The 15,733-nt window shown below is 72.0% G+C and carries 16 protein-coding genes and 1 pseudogene; 6 read left to right on the top strand and 11 right to left on the bottom strand.

The annotated features are described in order from the left end of the window. Positions 1–29 precede the first annotated feature (29 nt). The 3 genes from ACWDXC_RS33845 to rimP are packed head-to-tail and all read right to left on the bottom strand — an operon-like array spanning position 30 to position 1,812. A complete protein-coding gene (locus ACWDXC_RS33845) occupies positions 30–326 on the bottom strand; it encodes a YlxR family protein (RefSeq protein WP_219503585.1) in 297 nt (98 codons plus the stop codon). Beyond that, positions 310–1,314, bottom strand: a complete 1,005-nt coding sequence (gene nusA / locus ACWDXC_RS33850; protein ID WP_308125700.1) for a transcription termination factor NusA — start codon at positions 1,312–1,314, stop codon at positions 310–312. The genes ACWDXC_RS33845 and nusA overlap by 17 nt, the downstream gene beginning before the upstream one ends. A gap of 12 nt (positions 1,315–1,326) precedes the next feature. Then, on the bottom strand, positions 1,327–1,812 hold the full coding sequence (gene rimP / locus ACWDXC_RS33855; RefSeq protein WP_449988866.1) for a ribosome maturation factor RimP: 486 nt from the start codon (positions 1,810–1,812) through the stop codon (positions 1,327–1,329). A 212-nt stretch (positions 1,813–2,024) separates the two neighbouring features. Between rimP and ACWDXC_RS33860 the strand changes: the two genes are divergently transcribed. Continuing rightward, entirely contained in the window at positions 2,025–3,008 is a 984-nt protein-coding gene (locus ACWDXC_RS33860) for a ferritin-like domain-containing protein (RefSeq protein ID WP_449988869.1), read from the top strand. Between the two features lie 434 nt (positions 3,009–3,442). On the opposite strand, the gene ACWDXC_RS33865 is transcribed toward ACWDXC_RS33860, so the two are convergent. The 4 genes from ACWDXC_RS33865 to ACWDXC_RS33880 all read right to left on the bottom strand — a co-directional run bounded on the left by ACWDXC_RS33865 (position 3,443) and on the right by ACWDXC_RS33880 (position 7,336). Further along, on the bottom strand, positions 3,443–4,234 hold the full coding sequence (locus ACWDXC_RS33865) for a class I SAM-dependent DNA methyltransferase (protein WP_449988872.1): 792 nt from the start codon (positions 4,232–4,234) through the stop codon (positions 3,443–3,445). A 75-nt stretch (positions 4,235–4,309) separates the two neighbouring features. Then, a complete protein-coding gene (locus tag ACWDXC_RS33870; protein WP_219519150.1) occupies positions 4,310–6,055 on the bottom strand; it encodes a proline--tRNA ligase in 1,746 nt (581 codons plus the stop codon). 69 nt (positions 6,056–6,124) lie between these two features. Next, complete coding sequence (locus ACWDXC_RS33875; protein ID WP_449988875.1) at positions 6,125–6,796, bottom strand: hypothetical protein; 672 nt, start codon at positions 6,794–6,796, stop codon at positions 6,125–6,127. Between the two features lie 138 nt (positions 6,797–6,934). Then, the gene (locus ACWDXC_RS33880) at positions 6,935–7,336 is read right to left on the bottom strand and encodes a hypothetical protein (RefSeq protein WP_449988878.1); all 402 of its coding nucleotides are present in this window, start codon (positions 7,334–7,336) and stop codon (positions 6,935–6,937) included. A 138-nt stretch (positions 7,337–7,474) separates the two neighbouring features. Between ACWDXC_RS33880 and ACWDXC_RS33885 the strand changes: the two genes are divergently transcribed. After that, a complete protein-coding gene (locus ACWDXC_RS33885) occupies positions 7,475–8,776 on the top strand; it encodes an FAD-dependent oxidoreductase (protein ID WP_449988881.1) in 1,302 nt (433 codons plus the stop codon). A gap of 44 nt (positions 8,777–8,820) precedes the next feature. Further along, on the top strand, positions 8,821–9,951 hold the full coding sequence (locus tag ACWDXC_RS33890; protein WP_449988883.1) for a DUF6986 family protein: 1,131 nt from the start codon (positions 8,821–8,823) through the stop codon (positions 9,949–9,951). Positions 9,952–9,967: 16 nt separating this feature from the next. On the opposite strand, the gene ACWDXC_RS33895 is transcribed toward ACWDXC_RS33890, so the two are convergent. The 4 genes and pseudogenes from ACWDXC_RS33895 to ACWDXC_RS33910 form a co-directional block, all read right to left on the bottom strand. Continuing rightward, entirely contained in the window at positions 9,968–10,648 is a 681-nt protein-coding gene (locus ACWDXC_RS33895; RefSeq protein ID WP_449988885.1) for a copper homeostasis protein CutC, read from the bottom strand. 87 nt (positions 10,649–10,735) lie between these two features. Next, the gene (locus tag ACWDXC_RS33900) at positions 10,736–11,338 is read right to left on the bottom strand and encodes a GNAT family N-acetyltransferase (protein ID WP_357585345.1); all 603 of its coding nucleotides are present in this window, start codon (positions 11,336–11,338) and stop codon (positions 10,736–10,738) included. 199 nt (positions 11,339–11,537) lie between these two features. Continuing rightward, complete coding sequence (locus ACWDXC_RS33905; RefSeq protein ID WP_308126254.1) at positions 11,538–12,086, bottom strand: GntR family transcriptional regulator; 549 nt, start codon at positions 12,084–12,086, stop codon at positions 11,538–11,540. A gap of 6 nt (positions 12,087–12,092) precedes the next feature. Beyond that, positions 12,093–12,293, bottom strand: a pseudogene (locus ACWDXC_RS33910) (GntR family transcriptional regulator); the annotation flags it as partial. Between the two features lie 691 nt (positions 12,294–12,984). Between ACWDXC_RS33910 and ACWDXC_RS33915 the strand changes: the two are divergent. From ACWDXC_RS33915 to ACWDXC_RS33925, 3 genes are read left to right on the top strand one after another with little or no spacing between them, the layout of a single operon-like run. Next, on the top strand, positions 12,985–13,614 hold the full coding sequence (locus ACWDXC_RS33915; RefSeq protein WP_449988888.1) for a flavin reductase family protein: 630 nt from the start codon (positions 12,985–12,987) through the stop codon (positions 13,612–13,614). Between the two features lie 33 nt (positions 13,615–13,647). Next, complete coding sequence (locus ACWDXC_RS33920) at positions 13,648–14,952, top strand: DUF2252 domain-containing protein (protein WP_449988891.1); 1,305 nt, start codon at positions 13,648–13,650, stop codon at positions 14,950–14,952. Positions 14,953–15,001: 49 nt separating this feature from the next. Continuing rightward, positions 15,002–15,733: an SDR family oxidoreductase gene (locus tag ACWDXC_RS33925; RefSeq protein WP_449988894.1), complete on the top strand. Its 732-nt coding sequence runs from the start codon at positions 15,002–15,004 to the stop codon at positions 15,731–15,733.

Consider the following 15,733-nt stretch of genomic DNA (forward strand, 5'->3'; position numbering starts at 1 on the left):
ATCTGACTCCGCCCCATCAACTCGGCGTCCTACATGACATGTGGTTCTCCTTCTAGGTGCGCCCGCACTCGCGAGACGTCAAGCGGCCCCAGCACGCGAAACGCGCGCGGGAACGCTCGGCGACGCTCGGCGAGCTCAAGACAGCTCACGGACAGGTGCAGCGATGCGCCCCGGCCGGGAAGCCGTCCTCGCAGGTCAGGGACCACCTGGTCCTCGACCCGCACCAAACGGAGCAGCTCGGACTTTGCCGTGCGAACCCTGCAGCCCACACAGGTGCGCTGTGGGGCCGCGTGGCAACCATATTCCAGCTTACCGTGTCGACGCATCTACGGAACCGGCGGCATCCTCGGCTTGGGTGTCGGGACGGATGTCGATCCGCCAGCCCGTCAGCCGCGCGGCCAGGCGGGCGTTCTGCCCCTCCTTGCCGATGGCCAGCGAGAGCTGGTAGTCGGGCACGATGACCCGCGCCACCCGTCCGTCGAGATCGAGAACCTCGACGTGGGAAACACGGGCGGGAGACAGGGCATTCCCCACGAACTCCCCCGGGTCCTCCGACCAGTCGATGATGTCGATCTTCTCGCCGTGCAGCTCGGTCATCACGTTGCGCACCCGCGACCCCATCGGGCCGATGCAGGCGCCCTTCGCGTTGACCCCCGGCTTGCGGGACCGTACAGCGATCTTGGTGCGGTGGCCGGCCTCGCGCGCCACCGCGGCGATCTCCACGGTGCCGTCGGCGATCTCCGGCACCTCCAGCGCGAACAGCTTCTTCACCAGGCCGGGATGCGTGCGCGACAGCGTGACCGACGGGCCCTTGTGACCCTTCTTCACCTGCACCACGTAGGCGCGGATGCGCTCCCCGTGGCCGTACTCCTCACCCGGGACCTGCTCGTGCGCGGGCAGCACGGCCTCGATCTTGCCGAGGTCGACCAGCACCACGCGCGGGTCCTTGCCCTGCTGGATCACGCCCGAGACCAGCTCGCCCTCACGGCTGGCGAACTCGCCGAAGTTGATCTCGTCCTCGGCGTCACGCAGCTGCTGCAGGATGACCTGCTTCGCGGTGGTCGCCGCGATCCGGCTGAAGTTGCCAGGAGTGTCGTCGAACTCCCGGACGATCTCGCCGTCGTCGTCGAGCTCCGCCGCCCAGATCGTCACGTGACCGCTCGCGCGGTCGAGCTCGGCCCGCGCCTTGGGAGCCGCGCCGTCCGTGCGGAAGTACGCGATCAGCAGCGCGTCCTCGATCGCCTTGACGACCAGGTCGAAGGAGATGTCCTTCTCCCGCTCCAGGCTGCGCAGGACGCTCATGTCGATGTCCACGAGGCTTCCCCCTTAGCCTTCGTCGCCGTCGACGTCGTCGATCCGGCGGAACTCCACCTGCACCCTGCCCCGGGTGAGGTCCTGATAGTCGAGCCTGCGGCCGGCTCCTTCGACATCGAGGTCGACACCGCTGTCGTCGGCGGCTATGACCCTGCCCTCGACCACCGTGCCGTCGCGCAGCTCGGCCTTCACCAGCCGCTTGGCCGCCCGCCGCCAGTGGCGCGGCTCCGTCAGCGGCCGGTCGACGCCCGGCGAGGACACCTCGAGCGTGTAGGCCGACTGGCCCATGGTGTCGTCCTCGTCGAGGGCCGCGGACACCGCCTGGCTCACGTCGGCCACGTCGTCGAGGCTCACGCCGCCGTCACGGTCGACGACCACGCGCAGCAGCTTGCGCTTCCCGGCCTGCGTGACCGTCACGTCCTCGAGATCGAGGCCCTCCGCGCCGACCACGGGCTCCAGGAGCTTCATCAGGTGGTCGCGGGGTGATGCGCTGCCCATATCGACCTCCCCTATTGTCATGTCTCAGCCGGGCGGACCTCGCCCCTGGCTCTCCCGTCGTCTGGCCGCTCAGCCAGCGACGACAGTTGACACCCTATCTGTAGGAAGGGGCGGAGGAAGCGTCACTCGGCACGGCTCGCGCCTGACCGCGAGCGGGGGTACGAGCCCGTACGATGCTTTCTTGCGGTCCGTAACACTGGAGGTCCCTGCCCGTGCGCCAGCCACACCTCTCCCGGCGCACCGCGCTGGCGGCCGGAGCGGTCGTCCTGGCGCTCGCCGGGTGCAGCGCACCGCGCGAGGCCGGCCCGCCGTCGCAGGCGCCGGACACCCCTGACCAAGCACTTGCCCGCGTGCTCATGGCCGAGAAGCAGCAGACGATCTCCCTGTACGCGGCCGTGATCGCCAAGGGGTCCGCCAAGCTCGTCCCGTACCGGCAGCGCCACGAGGCCCACCTGGCCGAGCTCCGCCGCCGCTTCCCCGCCCTCCGCCCGGCCACCACCGGGACCGCTTCACCGGGCCCCACCGCTTCCTCTTCGGCCACGCCGACGCCGCCGAAGGTGACGCTGTCGCAGCTGCGCGGCATCGAACGCAAGGCCGCCGCCGCCCGGCCCCGCCAGATCGCCGGCGTCACGCCGTCGCTCGCCCAGCTCGTCGCCAGCATCGGCGCCTGCGAGGCGCTCCACGCCCGCACCTCCGTCAAGGCCCCCGCCCCGCCGGCCGCCGCCGGCACCACCAGCGCCGCCGACCTCGGCAAGCTCCGCAAGGCACTCGCCGCCGAGCACGCGGCGATCTTCGCGTACGGGGTGCTCGGCGCCCGCACCACCGGCCCCCTGCGCACCCGCCTCGCCGGCAACTTCGACGCCCACCGCGAGCGGCGCGACGAACTGCGCGTCCTCATCACCGCCCGCGGCGACCGGCCCGTCGAGCCCGAGGCCTCGTACGCCCTCCCGTCGGTCCCCTCCAGCGCCACGGCCGCCACCCGGCTCGCCGGGCAGGTGGAGTCCGGCCTCATGGCCGCCTACCTGGAGCTGACGGCCGCCACGGACGCCGGCCTGCGCCAGTACGGGGCCGCGGCCATGCAGGAGGCGGCGGCCCGCGCCCACGCCTTCACCCCGGCCATGACGCCCTTCCCCGGCCTGCCCGCCCCCGCCACCCCGCCCCCACCCGCCACGGCCACAGCCACCCCAAGCGGCTGACCCCCGCCTTTACACCCGCCCTGCCAACCCCACGCCCCCATCCCCCAAGGACGGTGGGCCGGTGCCGCACACGCCCCATCCCTCAAGGGCCGGCAGGCCGATGCCGCACGCGCCCCGAAGCGCCGTACGCGTTGCGCCGGACTCCGCCGTCCCCCTCCTCGCCGCACCGGCGCCGGGGAGGGGCGGACGGGCGCGCGGTCGCCGGCCCCGGCCACGGCGGGCCGGCGCCGTACGCGCCCCATCCCTCAAGGGCGGGCAGGCCGATGCAGCACGCGCCCCGAAGCGCCGTACGCGTTGCGCCGGACTCCGCCGCCCTCCTCCTCGCCGCACCGGCGCTGGGGAGGGGCGCGGTCGCCGGCCCCGGCCACGGCGGGACGGCGCCGGGGCGGGAGTGTCGGGCGGGTCCGGGGCGGCGGGTGGTCAGCGGCGGGTGGTCAGCGGCGGCGGCAGAGCATGAGTTCGGTGGTGGGGCTTTCGCGGAGGACGCGGACGAGGCAGCGTTCGAGGGGGTGGAGGAGGGCGCCGGCGAGCCAGCCGGTGACCTCCGTCAGGGTGACGGCGCGCAGGAGGCCGCCCCAGAGCTTGCGCCAGAGGGGGTGGGCGTCGACCTGGGCGTTCATGAGCACGAGCATGGGGACGCGGCGGATGACGTCGAAGCCGGCCTCGTCGAGGGCGGCGGTGATCCACGGGAGCGTGTGGTTGACCTGGTAGTCGGAGCGCTGCTCGGGCCGGTGGAGGAAGTTCTCCGACAGGACGAAGACGCCGCCCGGCCGGACGGCCTCGCCGATGGAGCGCAGCGCGGCCTTGTAGCGGTCGTCGTCGGTGATGTGGAAGAGCATGTCCATCGCCGACACCACGTCGTAGGAGCCGGGTTCGAGGGCGCCGGCGGGGTCGGCGATGTCGAGGCGGAGGAAGGAGGCGCTGGGGAAGCGTTCGCGGAGCCGGTCGACGGCGGCCTGGGTGAGGTCGCTGCCGGTGATCGTCTCGACGCCGAGGGCGCGCCACTGGCGGATGTAGAAGCCGGTGCCGGAGCCGACGTCGAGGACCCGGGCCTTGGTCAGGTCGAGCGGGATGGCGGCGGCTTCACGGCGGAAGCCTTCGGCGCGCACCCGGTACATCCAGATGTTGAACGCGCGGCCGAGCGCCTTGTAGCCGACTCCGCTCTCGGTCCAGTCCGACTGCAGGCGTGATTCCCAGAAGTCTTTCAGTTCGGCGTGTGGCTTCATCGGATGAGATTTGCAGCACACTCCCGAGCCGTCAAACCGGGACGGCCCCGATGGGGACCGTCCCGGAGGAATGGGTCAGGCGGTGCAGGCGGCGTGGACGCGGTCGGCGGCTTCGGCGAGCGGGATCTCGCTCTTCTCGCCGGTGGCGCGGTCACGCAGCTCGACGACGCCCTGGGCGAGGCCGCGGCCGACGATGAGGATGGTGGGCAGGCCGAGGAGCTCGGCGTCCTTGAACTTGACGCCGGGCGAGACCTGGGGCCGGTCGTCGACGAGGACGCGCAGGCCGCGGGACTCCAGCTCGGCGGCCAGCTCCAGGGCGACTTCGACCTGACGCTCCTTGCCGGTGCCGACGATGTGCACGTCGGCCGGGGCGACCTCGCGGGGCCACACGAGGCCGAGCTGGTCGTGGGCCTGCTCGGCGATGACGGCGACGGCGCGGGAGACGCCGATGCCGTAGGAGCCCATGGTGATGCGGACGGGCTTGCCGTCGGGGCCGAGGGCGTCGAGGCCGGCGGCGTCGGCGTACTTGCGGCCGAGCTGGAAGATGTGGCCGATCTCGATGCCGCGGTCGATGGACAGCCCGGAGCCGCAGCGGGGGCAGGGGTCGCCGGCGCGCACCTCGGCGGCCTCGATGAACCCGTCGGGGGTGAAGTCGCGGCCGGCGACGACGTTGACGGCGTGCTTGCCGGGCTCGTTGGCGCCGGTCACCCAGGAGGTGCCGTCGACGACGCGGGGGTCGACGAGGTAGCGGATGCCGAGGTCGCTCAGCACCTGCGGGCCGATGTAGCCGCGGACGAGGCCGGGGTGCTTGGCGAAGTCGTCGGCTTCGAAGATGGCGGGCTCGCCGGGGGCGAGTGCGGCCTCCAGGCGCTTGAAGTCGACCTCGCGGTCGCCGGGGACGCCGACGACGAGGGTCTCGACCTTGTCGGAGCCGGGGGTGGTGACCTTGACGACGACGTTCTTGAGGGTGTCGGCGGCGGTGACGGACAGGCCGTGGTGCTCGTTGAGGTGGGCGACCAGGGTGTCGATCGTGGGGGTGCCGGGGGTGTCGAGGACCTTGAGCGCGTCGAGGCCGTCGAGGGCCCGGGCGGCGGGCGCGGGGGTGGTGACGGCTTCGGCGTTGGCGGCGTAGCCGCAGGAGTGGCAGGCGACGAAGGTGTCCTCGCCGGTGGGGGTGGGGGCGAGGAACTCCTCGGAGGCGGAGCCGCCCATCGCGCCGGAGGTGGCGAACACGATCTTGTACGTGATGCCGAGGCGGTCGAAGGTGCGGATGTAGGTGTCGCGGTGGGCCTCGTAGGAGCGCTTGAGGCCGTCGTCGTCGAGGTCGAAGGAGTAGGAGTCCTTCATGATGAACTCGCGGCCGCGCAGGATGCCGGCCCGGGGCCGCGCCTCGTCGCGATATTTCGTCTGGATTTGGTAAAGGGTGACCGGATAGTCCTTGTAGGAGGAATATTCGCCCTTCACCAGATCGGTGAACAGCTCCTCGTGCGTGGGGCCGAGCAGATAGTCGGCGCCCTTGCGGTCCTTGAGCCGGAAGAGCGTGTCGCCGTATTCGGTCCAGCGGCCGGTCGCCTCGTAGTATTCGCGGGGCAGCAGGGCGGGGAAGAGCACTTCCTGGCCGCCCATCCGGTTCATCTCCTCGCGGACGACGCGGGCGACGTTCTCCATGACGATCTTGCCGAGCGGGAGCCAGGAGTAGATGCCGGGCGCGACGCGGCGCACGTAACCGGCGCGGACGAGGAGCTTGTGGCTCGGCACTTCCGCGTCTGCCGGGTCGTCCCGCAGGGTGCGAAGAAACAACGACGACATGCGCAGCAACACGGCCACTCCTCGGTCGAGCCTGATGTGAGGGCTACAGGCTATCGACTCCGGGACGCCCGCCGCGCGCGCTCAAACCGCTACGGTGATCCAGCCGCCCATGGCCGCGGCCAGCCCGGTGGCGAACAACCCCGCGAGCCCCACCGCGCACACCAGCGCCCGCGCCCGGCCGCCGGCGCCCCGGCGCAGGGCGAGCACCACCCCGATGGCCCCCGCGCCGATCAGCACGGCGGGGATCGGCCAGAAGGAGCGCTCGTCGCCGATGAACCCGGGCGTCGCCCGGTCCACGACGTCGGCCAGCACGAGCGCGCCGATGACGCCGGCCGCGTAGTCGCCCCACCGGTCCTTCCTGCGGGTCACGTACGCGAGCAGGCCGGTGCCGACGAGCAGGGCGACGGTCCAGTTGAGGCCGGCGGGACTGCCGCCGATGATGTCGAAGTCGAGGTCGCCCCGCAGCGCGCTGCCGCCCATCGCGGCGACCAGCATCGACACGGCGGCCAGGAACGTGGTCAGCAGCGCCCAGCCGAACCCGGACGCGCTCGCCCCGACGGCCAGCGCCATCGCGAGGTAGACGTACGGGTCGTAGACGTGCTCCAGCCAGCCCGGCCCCCGGCCGGCGGAGATCATGCCGATGAAGCCGACGGCCAGTCCGCCCAGGAAGGCCGCCAGCAGATGACGTTCGATGCCCCGCTGCCGCCGGTCGTATTCGGCGAAGTCGGCATACTCGATCGCGGTTTTCTCCATCCCCATTCCCTGGTCATCCCACCCCCGGCGATTCTCCAGGGACGACCACATCCAGATTATGTGATCGTACATAAAAGGCAAATTTCGGTTAACCGTAAGCAATCTTGGCGGCGGAAACCGGCGGGAATGGGAAAAGGATCAACCGCCGAGAAGTTCTTCCCAAGGGTGGCGGGTGTTGGTGCGGCGGGTGGTGTCGAGGGCCTCGGCCAGCCGCCAGAACCCCGGGCGGGCGCGGTCGCGGACGCGGCCCACCGGGTCGACGGCGCGCAGCTCGAAGCGGACGCCCATGACGTCGAGCACCGCGCGCGAGTCGCCGCAGGGGCCCGCCGGGGTGGCGTCGAGCAGGGCGGCGACCTCGGAGGCGTAGGGGCCGTCGCGCCATTCGATGTGCCAGCTGTGGTCGGCCCCCCGCCACCAGGTCAGGTCGCGGGCCGCCTCGATGAACTCCGCCTTGGTCGCCAGCGCGGCCATGACACGGCCGAACGCCTCGAATCTCAGCGATTCGGTCAGATGCCTCCGCGGCCCGTGCTTTCGCCTCACGAACAACCACTCTGATCGCGACCGCACCCATCCCGCAAGCCCTGGCGACCTTGAGGCCCGGGGCCCGGGAGAGGAGGATCGGGGTGAGGCGCCAGCGGATCGGGGATACATCGGATCTGGCGGGCATAGGGAGGCAGCGTGACGTTGCGCGTGGCGGTCATCGGTTCGGGACCCGCCGGGATCTACACGGCCGAGGCGCTGGTCAAGCAGTCGGCCGAGGACGTCGAGGTGGACGTGCTCGAACGGCTGCCGACGCCGTACGGCCTGGTCCGCTACGGCGTCGCGCCCGACCACACCTCGATCAAGTCGATCGCCGGCTACCTGCGCAGGGTGCTGGAGCTGCCGCAGGTGCGCTTCCTGGGCGGCGTCACGCTCGGCGAGCACCTGTCGGTGGCGGACCTGCTGACCTGCTACGACGCGGTCGTCTACGCCACCGGGGCGATGGTCGACCGGCGGCTCGGCATCCCGGGCGAGGACCTGCCGGGCAGCGTGGCGGCCACCGACTTCGTCAACTGGTACTGCGGGCATCCGGACGTCGACCCGTCGCGGTTCACTCTCGACAGCCCCGAGGTCGCGGTGATCGGCGTCGGCAACGTGGCCGTCGACGTGGTGCGGGTGCTGGCCAAGACCGCCGAGGAGCTGAGCGCCACCGACGTGCCGCACGACGTGCTCGAACGGCTCGGCGACAGCCAGGTCAAGGCCATCCACATGATCGGCCGGCGCGGCCCCGAGCACGCCAAGTTCACGCTCAAGGAGCTGCGCGAGCTCGGCGCGCTGGCCAACGCCGACGTGTGCGTGCGCCCGGAGGAGGCCGCCGTGCTCGGCGGCGACTTCCCGCGCCAGGTGCGCGGCAACATCGAGGTGCTCCAGTCGTGGGCGGGCCGCGAGCCCGCCGGCCGGCCGCGCCGCCTGGACGTGCGCTTCTGGCTGCGGCCCGTCGAGATCCTCGGCGCCGAGCGGGTCGAGGGGCTCCGGCTCGAACGGACCCGCCTGTCGGACGAGGGCCGCGTGGTGGGCACCGGCGAGTACGAGACGCTGCCGGTCGGCATGGTGCTGCGCTCGGTCGGCTACCAGAGCGTGCCGCTGCCCGGGGTGCCGTTCTCGCAGGAGACGATGACGGTGCCGAACGTGGCGGGGCGGGTGCGCGAGCGCGAGTACGTCGCGGGCTGGCTCAAGCGCGGCCCGACCGGCGTGATCGGCACGAACAAGTCCGACGCCGCCGAGACCGTCCGCACGCTGCTGTCCGACCTGGCCGGCGCCCGTCCCGGCGGGCTCGCCTCCGTCGACGGCCTGCTGGCCGAGCGGGGCGTCCGCCCGGTCACGTACGCGGAATGGCTGGAGATCGAGGCCGCCGAGGCCGAGCTGGCCAGGACCCTGGGCCGGGGCGAACGGGTCAAGCTGGTCGGCCTGGACGCCATGCTGCGAGCCTGCCGCCCCTGACCGGCCCTGTTCGGCCCTGTTCGGCCCCGTTCGGAAGGCATCGGATGCTCGACTTCGACCAGGTTCACCGCGAGCAGCAGGCGCTCTACCCCGCCACCGAGCCCGGTTGGCAGCCCGGTTGGCAGCCCGTGCACACCGTGTACGTGCCGGCCGACCGGTTCACGGCGGGCACCGTGGCCGCGTGGGGCGAGGAGGCCCTGGGCCTGGTCAAGGCGCATCTGGCCGGGCCGGACGAGCTCGCCGGGGTGTTCGGCGTGCCGGACGGGATCGCGGGTGACGTGCACGGCAGGCTGGTGCGCAAGCTGGCTGTCGAGCCGGTCGAAGATCTGCGGGTGGACTTCGAGGACGGCTACGGCGGCGGGCCGGACGACGAGGACGGGCACGTCGACCAGGCCGTGGAGGCGCTGGCCGCGATGCACGCGGCCGGGACGCTGCCGAGGCGGTGGGGGCTGCGGGTGAAGTCGTTCGCCGACGGCGACCCGGCACGCTCGACGCGGACGCTCGACCGGTTCGTCACCGGGCTGGCGGGGCGGGCCGGCGGGCTTCCGGAGGGTTTCGTGGTGACCTTCCCAAAGGTCCTGATGGAGGCGTACCTGGGGATGTTCGCCGGGTTCCTCCAGGGGCTGGACGACCGGGCGGGGCGGCGGCTGCGGTTCGAGATGCAGGTGGAGGCGCCGCAGACGGTGCGGTTCCTGCGCGCGGGGCTGACCTGCGGCGGGCGGCTGGCCGCGGCGCACTTCGGCGTGTTCGACTACACGGCGGCGATCGGGCTGCCGCCGCACGAGCAGCGGCTCGACCATCCGGCGTGCGACCACGCCAGGCACGTGATGCAGACGGCCTACGCGGGCACCGGCGTGGAGCTGTCGGACGGGTCGCTGGCCGCCTCGCCCGCCTCCGGCTCGGCGCAGGACGTACGGGCGCTGTGGCGGCGGCACGCCGGGCTGGTGCGCCACTCGCTGGCGCACGGCTTCCACCAGGGCTGGGACATGCATCCGTCCCATCTGGTGAGCAGGTTCGCCACGGTCTACTCCTTCCACCTGGCGACCTACGACTCCTACCGCGAGCGGGTGCGGGCCTGGCGGGAGCGGCGGCCGGTCGGCGGCGTCCTGGACGAGCCGGCCACGATCCGCACGCTGGAGTCGGCCCTGCGCAGGGCCGACGCGGCGCTCGGCTGACCGGTTCGGCGGCGGCTCAGTCGCGCTCGACGAGCGCCCGCCAGCGGCGGACCATGTGCGGGTCGACGGGCTCCGACCAGTCGCGGCGCACGGCCGAGCCGACGTGGAAGGCGCGCACGCCGTAGTCGAGCAGGTCGGGCACGTGGTGGGGCTTGAGGCCGCCGCCGGCCAGGATGATGGACCCGTCGCCGGCGTCCGCGCGTCCCTTGAGCACGGGCAGGCCGTCGCCCACGCCGAGCGGCGAGCCCGCGGTGAGCACGGTCGCCAGGTTGGGCAGCAGCCGCACGGCCCGCCAGGCCGCCTGCACGTCGGCGGCGTGGTCGACGGCCCGGTGGAAGGTCCACGGCAGCGGCGAGACGGCGTGGATGAGCGCCTCCGTGGCCGCCAGGTCCACCGCGCCGGCCTCGTCGAGGAACCCGAACACGAACCCGGCGGCGCCGGCCTGCGCCAGTTCCCTGGCGTCCTGGCGCAGGCGTTCCAGCTCCTCGGGGGTCCCGGCGAACCCGGGGCCGCCGCGCAACATCACCATCTGCGGCAGCGGGCACGCGGCGGCGATGGCCGCGACCGTCTCCGGGGCGGGCGTCAGCCCGTCGGCCGCCATGTCGGCGACGACCTCCAGGCGGTCGGCGCCGCCCTCTTCAGCGGCCACGGCGTCGCGCACGTCAAGCGCGATCACCTCAAGGAGGGATCCGGTCATGCAGCAGAGGTTATATGGTGCTCTGCACCTTTTTGCGCGAATAGAGATCCCCGCGTTCGCCCGGCCAAAGAACCCCGGGGACCGGCGTCAGGCGCTGATCAGCTCGGGCAGGGTCAGATCACGGAAGGCCGTGATCGCCGAGTCGGCCGCCGGGCGCTGGAAGAGCGCGCCGGACGCGCGATGCGGCAGGTCCACCGTGCGCACGTGCCGGAAGCCCCGGCCCCGGTAGTAGTCCTGCAGCCGCCGGTTGCCCTTGGCGCAGTCCAGCCGCAGCCACGGCAGCCCCGCCGCGTACGTGGTCGCCCCGGCCCAGTCGAGCAGCGCGTCGCCGAGGCCGCTGCCCGACCAGGGGCGGGCGATGGCCAGCTTGTGCACGTACAGCGCGGCGCCGGGGTCGTCGTCCGGCGCCCAGAACTCGGGGTCGGCGTGGCCGTCCAGGGCGATGGTGGCGACCGGCCGGGCCGAGCCGTCCGGGTCGAAGTAGCGCAGCTCGTCGTCAAGCAGGAACAGCACCCGCTCCTCGATCAGCGGCTCGATGCGCTCGGGGCCGAAGCCCGCCCGGGGCCACTGGCGTACGCCCCGGGTGTGCAGCCACTCGGCGGTGTCGGCGAGGAGCGTGAGCACGCCCGGGAGGTCGGCGGGCTCGGCGCGCCGGAGGGTCAGCGGGTGCAGCAGCGTGTTCGCGTGCATGGGTCTGCCTTTCGTTGCGAGGGGTGGCCGAATCGACACAGAGCGTAATCGCTCAATGGGACACAAACCCGACAGGGCTAGATAACCCGATATATGCGGATAAATCGCTATTAGGGAGCGGTGCACCACTCCCCAACGCTCAGCGAGACGGCAAGCTCACTGGGCCGCGGCCGGCGGGATCACCCCCAAGCGAGGCCGCTCAGCGGCGGTCGAGCTCGTATCTGATCAGATGCTTGTCGGCAGGCAGCACCGACACCGCGACGCGCACCGGCATGTCGCCCTCGTCGTAACCGACCCGGACATAGACCACAACAGGCGTGCCGAGCTCCAGCTGGAGCCGCTCGGCCTCCTCCTGGTTCGGCATGCGGGCCCAGATGTCGTCCACCACGCGCACCTGCGCGTGGCCCAGCTCCTCCAGCACCCGGTTGGCGCCGCGCTCGATGTCCCCGGGCCGGGCGATCTCGGAGTTGGCGACCAGGTCCCGGGGGAAGTAGGAGTCGTTCGTGTTGTACGGCTGGCCGTCCACGAACCGCAGGCGGCGGCGCACCACCGCGAGCTGTCCGTCGGCCAGCTCGAGCCGGCTGGCGATCTCCTCCACGGGGGAGACGGTCAGCACCTCGATGTACTGGCTGGGGGCACGGCCTTCCTGCGTCACGGCGTAGGCGAAGGCTTCACGCAGCTCTCCCGTGGGCTGCGGTTCCAGCTCCCGCTGCGGATAGATGAGCAGCGGCCTGCGGTCTCTGACCACCGTTCCGCGTCGTGGCGTACGCGTGACAAGCCCCTCATTGACCAACTCCCCGAGGGCCAACCTGACGGTGTTGCGGCTCACCCCATGGTCTTCCATGAGCTGCGCCTCAGTCGGCAGCTGCGCTCCGGGGCCGAGTACGCCGGAGTAGATGGCCCTTCGTAGCTCCGAAGCCACCTGCTGATACAGCACCGACCTTGCCACTTTCACCCCTTTTGTTCCAACAATTTAGACGATCTGGTTCTAGCAGGCCATCACCCCTTGACCGGACGGCATCGGGAGCCGCATCATCCATTCGTTGGTACAAATCCATCGAAAGGCCGGTGAGGGGGTGAGGGCCGGTGGTGCCGGTCCACGCGGGTACGCCGTACCTGCCCTGGGACTCCCCCCGTGATGCAACACGTTTACTGCGTTACGCGTTGCCTCGCCAGGGATTCACCCACACCTACCAGAGCAGCGGGTACGGTATGTCCGCACTTTCCGAGTCAGCCGGGCTGAACGTGTGGTGCGAGGACGGGTCCCTCGTCTGGCACGAGGGGAGCGCCCCCGTCCGCCACCCCATCGACGACCCGGCCGGCGCGGCGGATCGCATCGCCGCAGGTTACCGACACCCGGAGTCCTCGCAAGAGGGTCACTCCCCCACCATCTCCGTGCGCGAACCCACGGTCTAGGACTCCATCCCTCGCCGGAGTCCTGGCGCCGCCGCTCACGGGGCAGGAAGCGCGCCCTGGCGGGTCCCCCACGCCCGCCAGGGCGCGCGATCCACTCCAGAGGCCCTAGCAAGCGCTTGGGCCTCTTTCGCGTTACGATGAGGCCGGCGCGGCGGGCGTACCGCTTGACAGTCTTCCGGGGGCGAGCCTAACGTCCAAGCAAGCGCTTGGTTCATACGAGGAGGCGGCCCATGACCCCCCACGCTGCCCGGCCCATCGCGCCGAGCCGGCACCCGGGCCTGGCGATCCCCCGGCCGCGCCGCACCCCGGCCGCCGCCACTCCCCCGGTGCCCGCCGTTCCGATCACTCCCGCGGTCCCGGCGGTTCCCGCGCCCCGGCCCGACAGCGCGCGATTCCGGTCGGTGCTCGGCCGGTTCGCCACCGGCGTCGTCGCCATCACCGCGCTCGACCCGGTCGACGGCAGCCCGTGCGGCCTGGCGGCCAACTCCTTCACCTCGGTGTCGCTGGACCCGCCGCTGGTGGGTTTCTGCGTGGCCCACACCAGCACGAGCTGGCCACGGCTGCGCGCCACCCGCGCCGTGACCGTGAACGTGCTGGCCGAGCACCAGCGCGCGGCCTGCGCCCAGCTCGCCTCGCGGGGCGGCGACAAGTTCGCCGGCCTCGGCTGGACGCCGTCGCCCGCCGGCAACCCGGTGCTCGACGGCGCGCTCGCCTGGTTCGACTGCTCGATCGAGGCCGAGCACCGGGCCGGCGACCACATGATCGTGGTGGCCCGGGTGCACCGGTTCGACACGCTCGGCGACGGCGGGCCGCTGCTGTTCTTCCGAGGCGGTTACGGAGCGTTCACGTCCGCCCCCTAGGCGCGGGACCCGGGCCGCTCTACTGTCCGCAGTATGGGCACACGCTCCTCGTACCTGCTCGACGTCCTGATGACGGAGTTCGGTGAGTCGATCACCACCGATCCGCCCGCATTCAGGCGCAAGTTCCGGAAGATGGCGGCCTCCCCCTTCGCGTTCTACCGGGGCAGCGCCTGCCTGTTCTACGCCGACCTCACCGGGCCGTTCGCCGACGACTCCTACCTGGACGAGGCCACCAGCCGGGTGTGGATCCACGGCGACCTGCACGCGGAGAACTTCGGCACGTACATGAACGCCTCCGGCGTGCTGGTCTTCAACGTCAACGACTTCGACGAGGCGTACGTGGGCCCGTACGTCTGGGACCTCAAGCGGTTCGCCGCCAGCGTCGCCCTGCTCGGCTACGCCAAGGCGCTGTCGGACGCGGCGATCGGCGAGCTGGTCGGCGGGTTCGCGGGGGCGTACCTGACCGAGCTGACGGCGATCGCCCGGGGCGGCGACGACGCGATCGGCTCGCTCACCCTCGACACCACCTCGGGCGTGCTGCACCGGGTGCTGCAGACGGCCCGGCTCAGCACGCGGGTGGCGATGCTGGACGTGGAGACCGTGGTGGAGGACTACGACCGGCGCTTCGCGTTCATGGAGGGGCGCGTGCCGGTGGCCGACGAAATGCGGGCGGCGGTGCGGGCCGCGTTCGAGGACTACCTGACCACGCTGCCCGCCCCGGCCGCCCCGGCGAACCCGGTCGAGCACGTCATCAAGGACATGGCGCTGCGCAAGGGCGTGGGCATCGGCTCGGCCGGACTGCCCTCCTACAACCTGCTGCTGGAGGGCCGTTCGCAGGCCCTGGAGAACGACGTCATCCTCTACATGAAGCAGGCCCAGGTCCCGGCCGTGGCCCGGTATGTCACCGACGAGAAGGTCTCCCGCTACTTCCGCCACCAGGGGCACCGGACCGCCGAGTCGCAGCGCGCCCTCCAGGCGTACGCCGATCCGTGGCTCGGCCACACCACGCTGAACGGCGTCGGCCAGCTCGTCGCCGAGGTGTCCCCGTACTCGGCCGACCTCGACTGGGACGACGTGAACGAGCCCGCCGAGCTGCACGCGATCATGCGGGACCTGGGGCGGGCGGTGGCGCGCATGCACGCGGTCGCCGACGACGACTCCAGCCACGACCTGGTGAGCTTCTCGACGGAGGCGGCGATCGTGGCGGTGGCCGGCGGCGACGCGGGCGGGTTCACCGCGATGCTGGTGGAGTTCGCGCACCGCTACGGGGCGCAGGCCCGCGAGGACCACCGGCGGTTCGTGGACCTGTTCCGCAACGGCCGCCTTCCAGGGGTGTGACGACCGACCGGTCGGTATGGCATGCTTCCGGAATATGACTCTGTTCTCGGTGGAAGGCAAGACAGTCGTCGTCACGGGCGGGTCGCGCGGCATCGGCCGCATGATCGCGGCAGGGTTCGCGGCGGCCGACGCGGAGGTCCACATCACCGCCCGCAAGGCGGCCGAGGTCGAACGGACGGCCGCCGAGCTGGGCTGCTCCTCGGTGGTCGCCGACCTGTCCACCCCCGAAGGGGTGGCCGCGCTGGAGGCGGCCGTGGACGGCCCGGTGCACGTCCTGGTCAACAACGCGGGCGCCACCTGGGGCGCGCCGCTCGCGGACTACCCGGAGAGCGCCTTCGACAAGCTCTGGAACATCAACGTCAAGGGCGTCTTCTACGTCACCCAGCGCCTCCTGCCCCAGCTGCGCGAGGCCGCCACCGCCGACGACCCGGCGCGGGTGATCAACGTCGGGTCCATCGACGGGATCAAGGTGCCGTCGATGGAGACGTTCGCCTACTCGGCCACCAAGTCCGGCGTCCACATGCTGACCCGGCACCTGGCCAAGCAGCTCGCCCGCGAGCACATCACGGTCAACGCGCTGGCCCCCGGGCCGTTCGAGTCCAAGATGATGGCCTTCGCGCTCGACGACCCCGCCACGCGCGACGCCATCTCGGCGAGCGTGCCGCTGGGCCGGATCGGCCGCCCCGACGACATGGCCGGAGCGGCGATCTTCCTGGCGTCGCGGGCCGGGGCCTACCTGACCGGGACCGTCATCCCGGTGGACGGCGGCATCTCCTGCTGA

The sequence above is a fragment of the Nonomuraea sp. NPDC003214 genome (assembly GCF_053590035.1).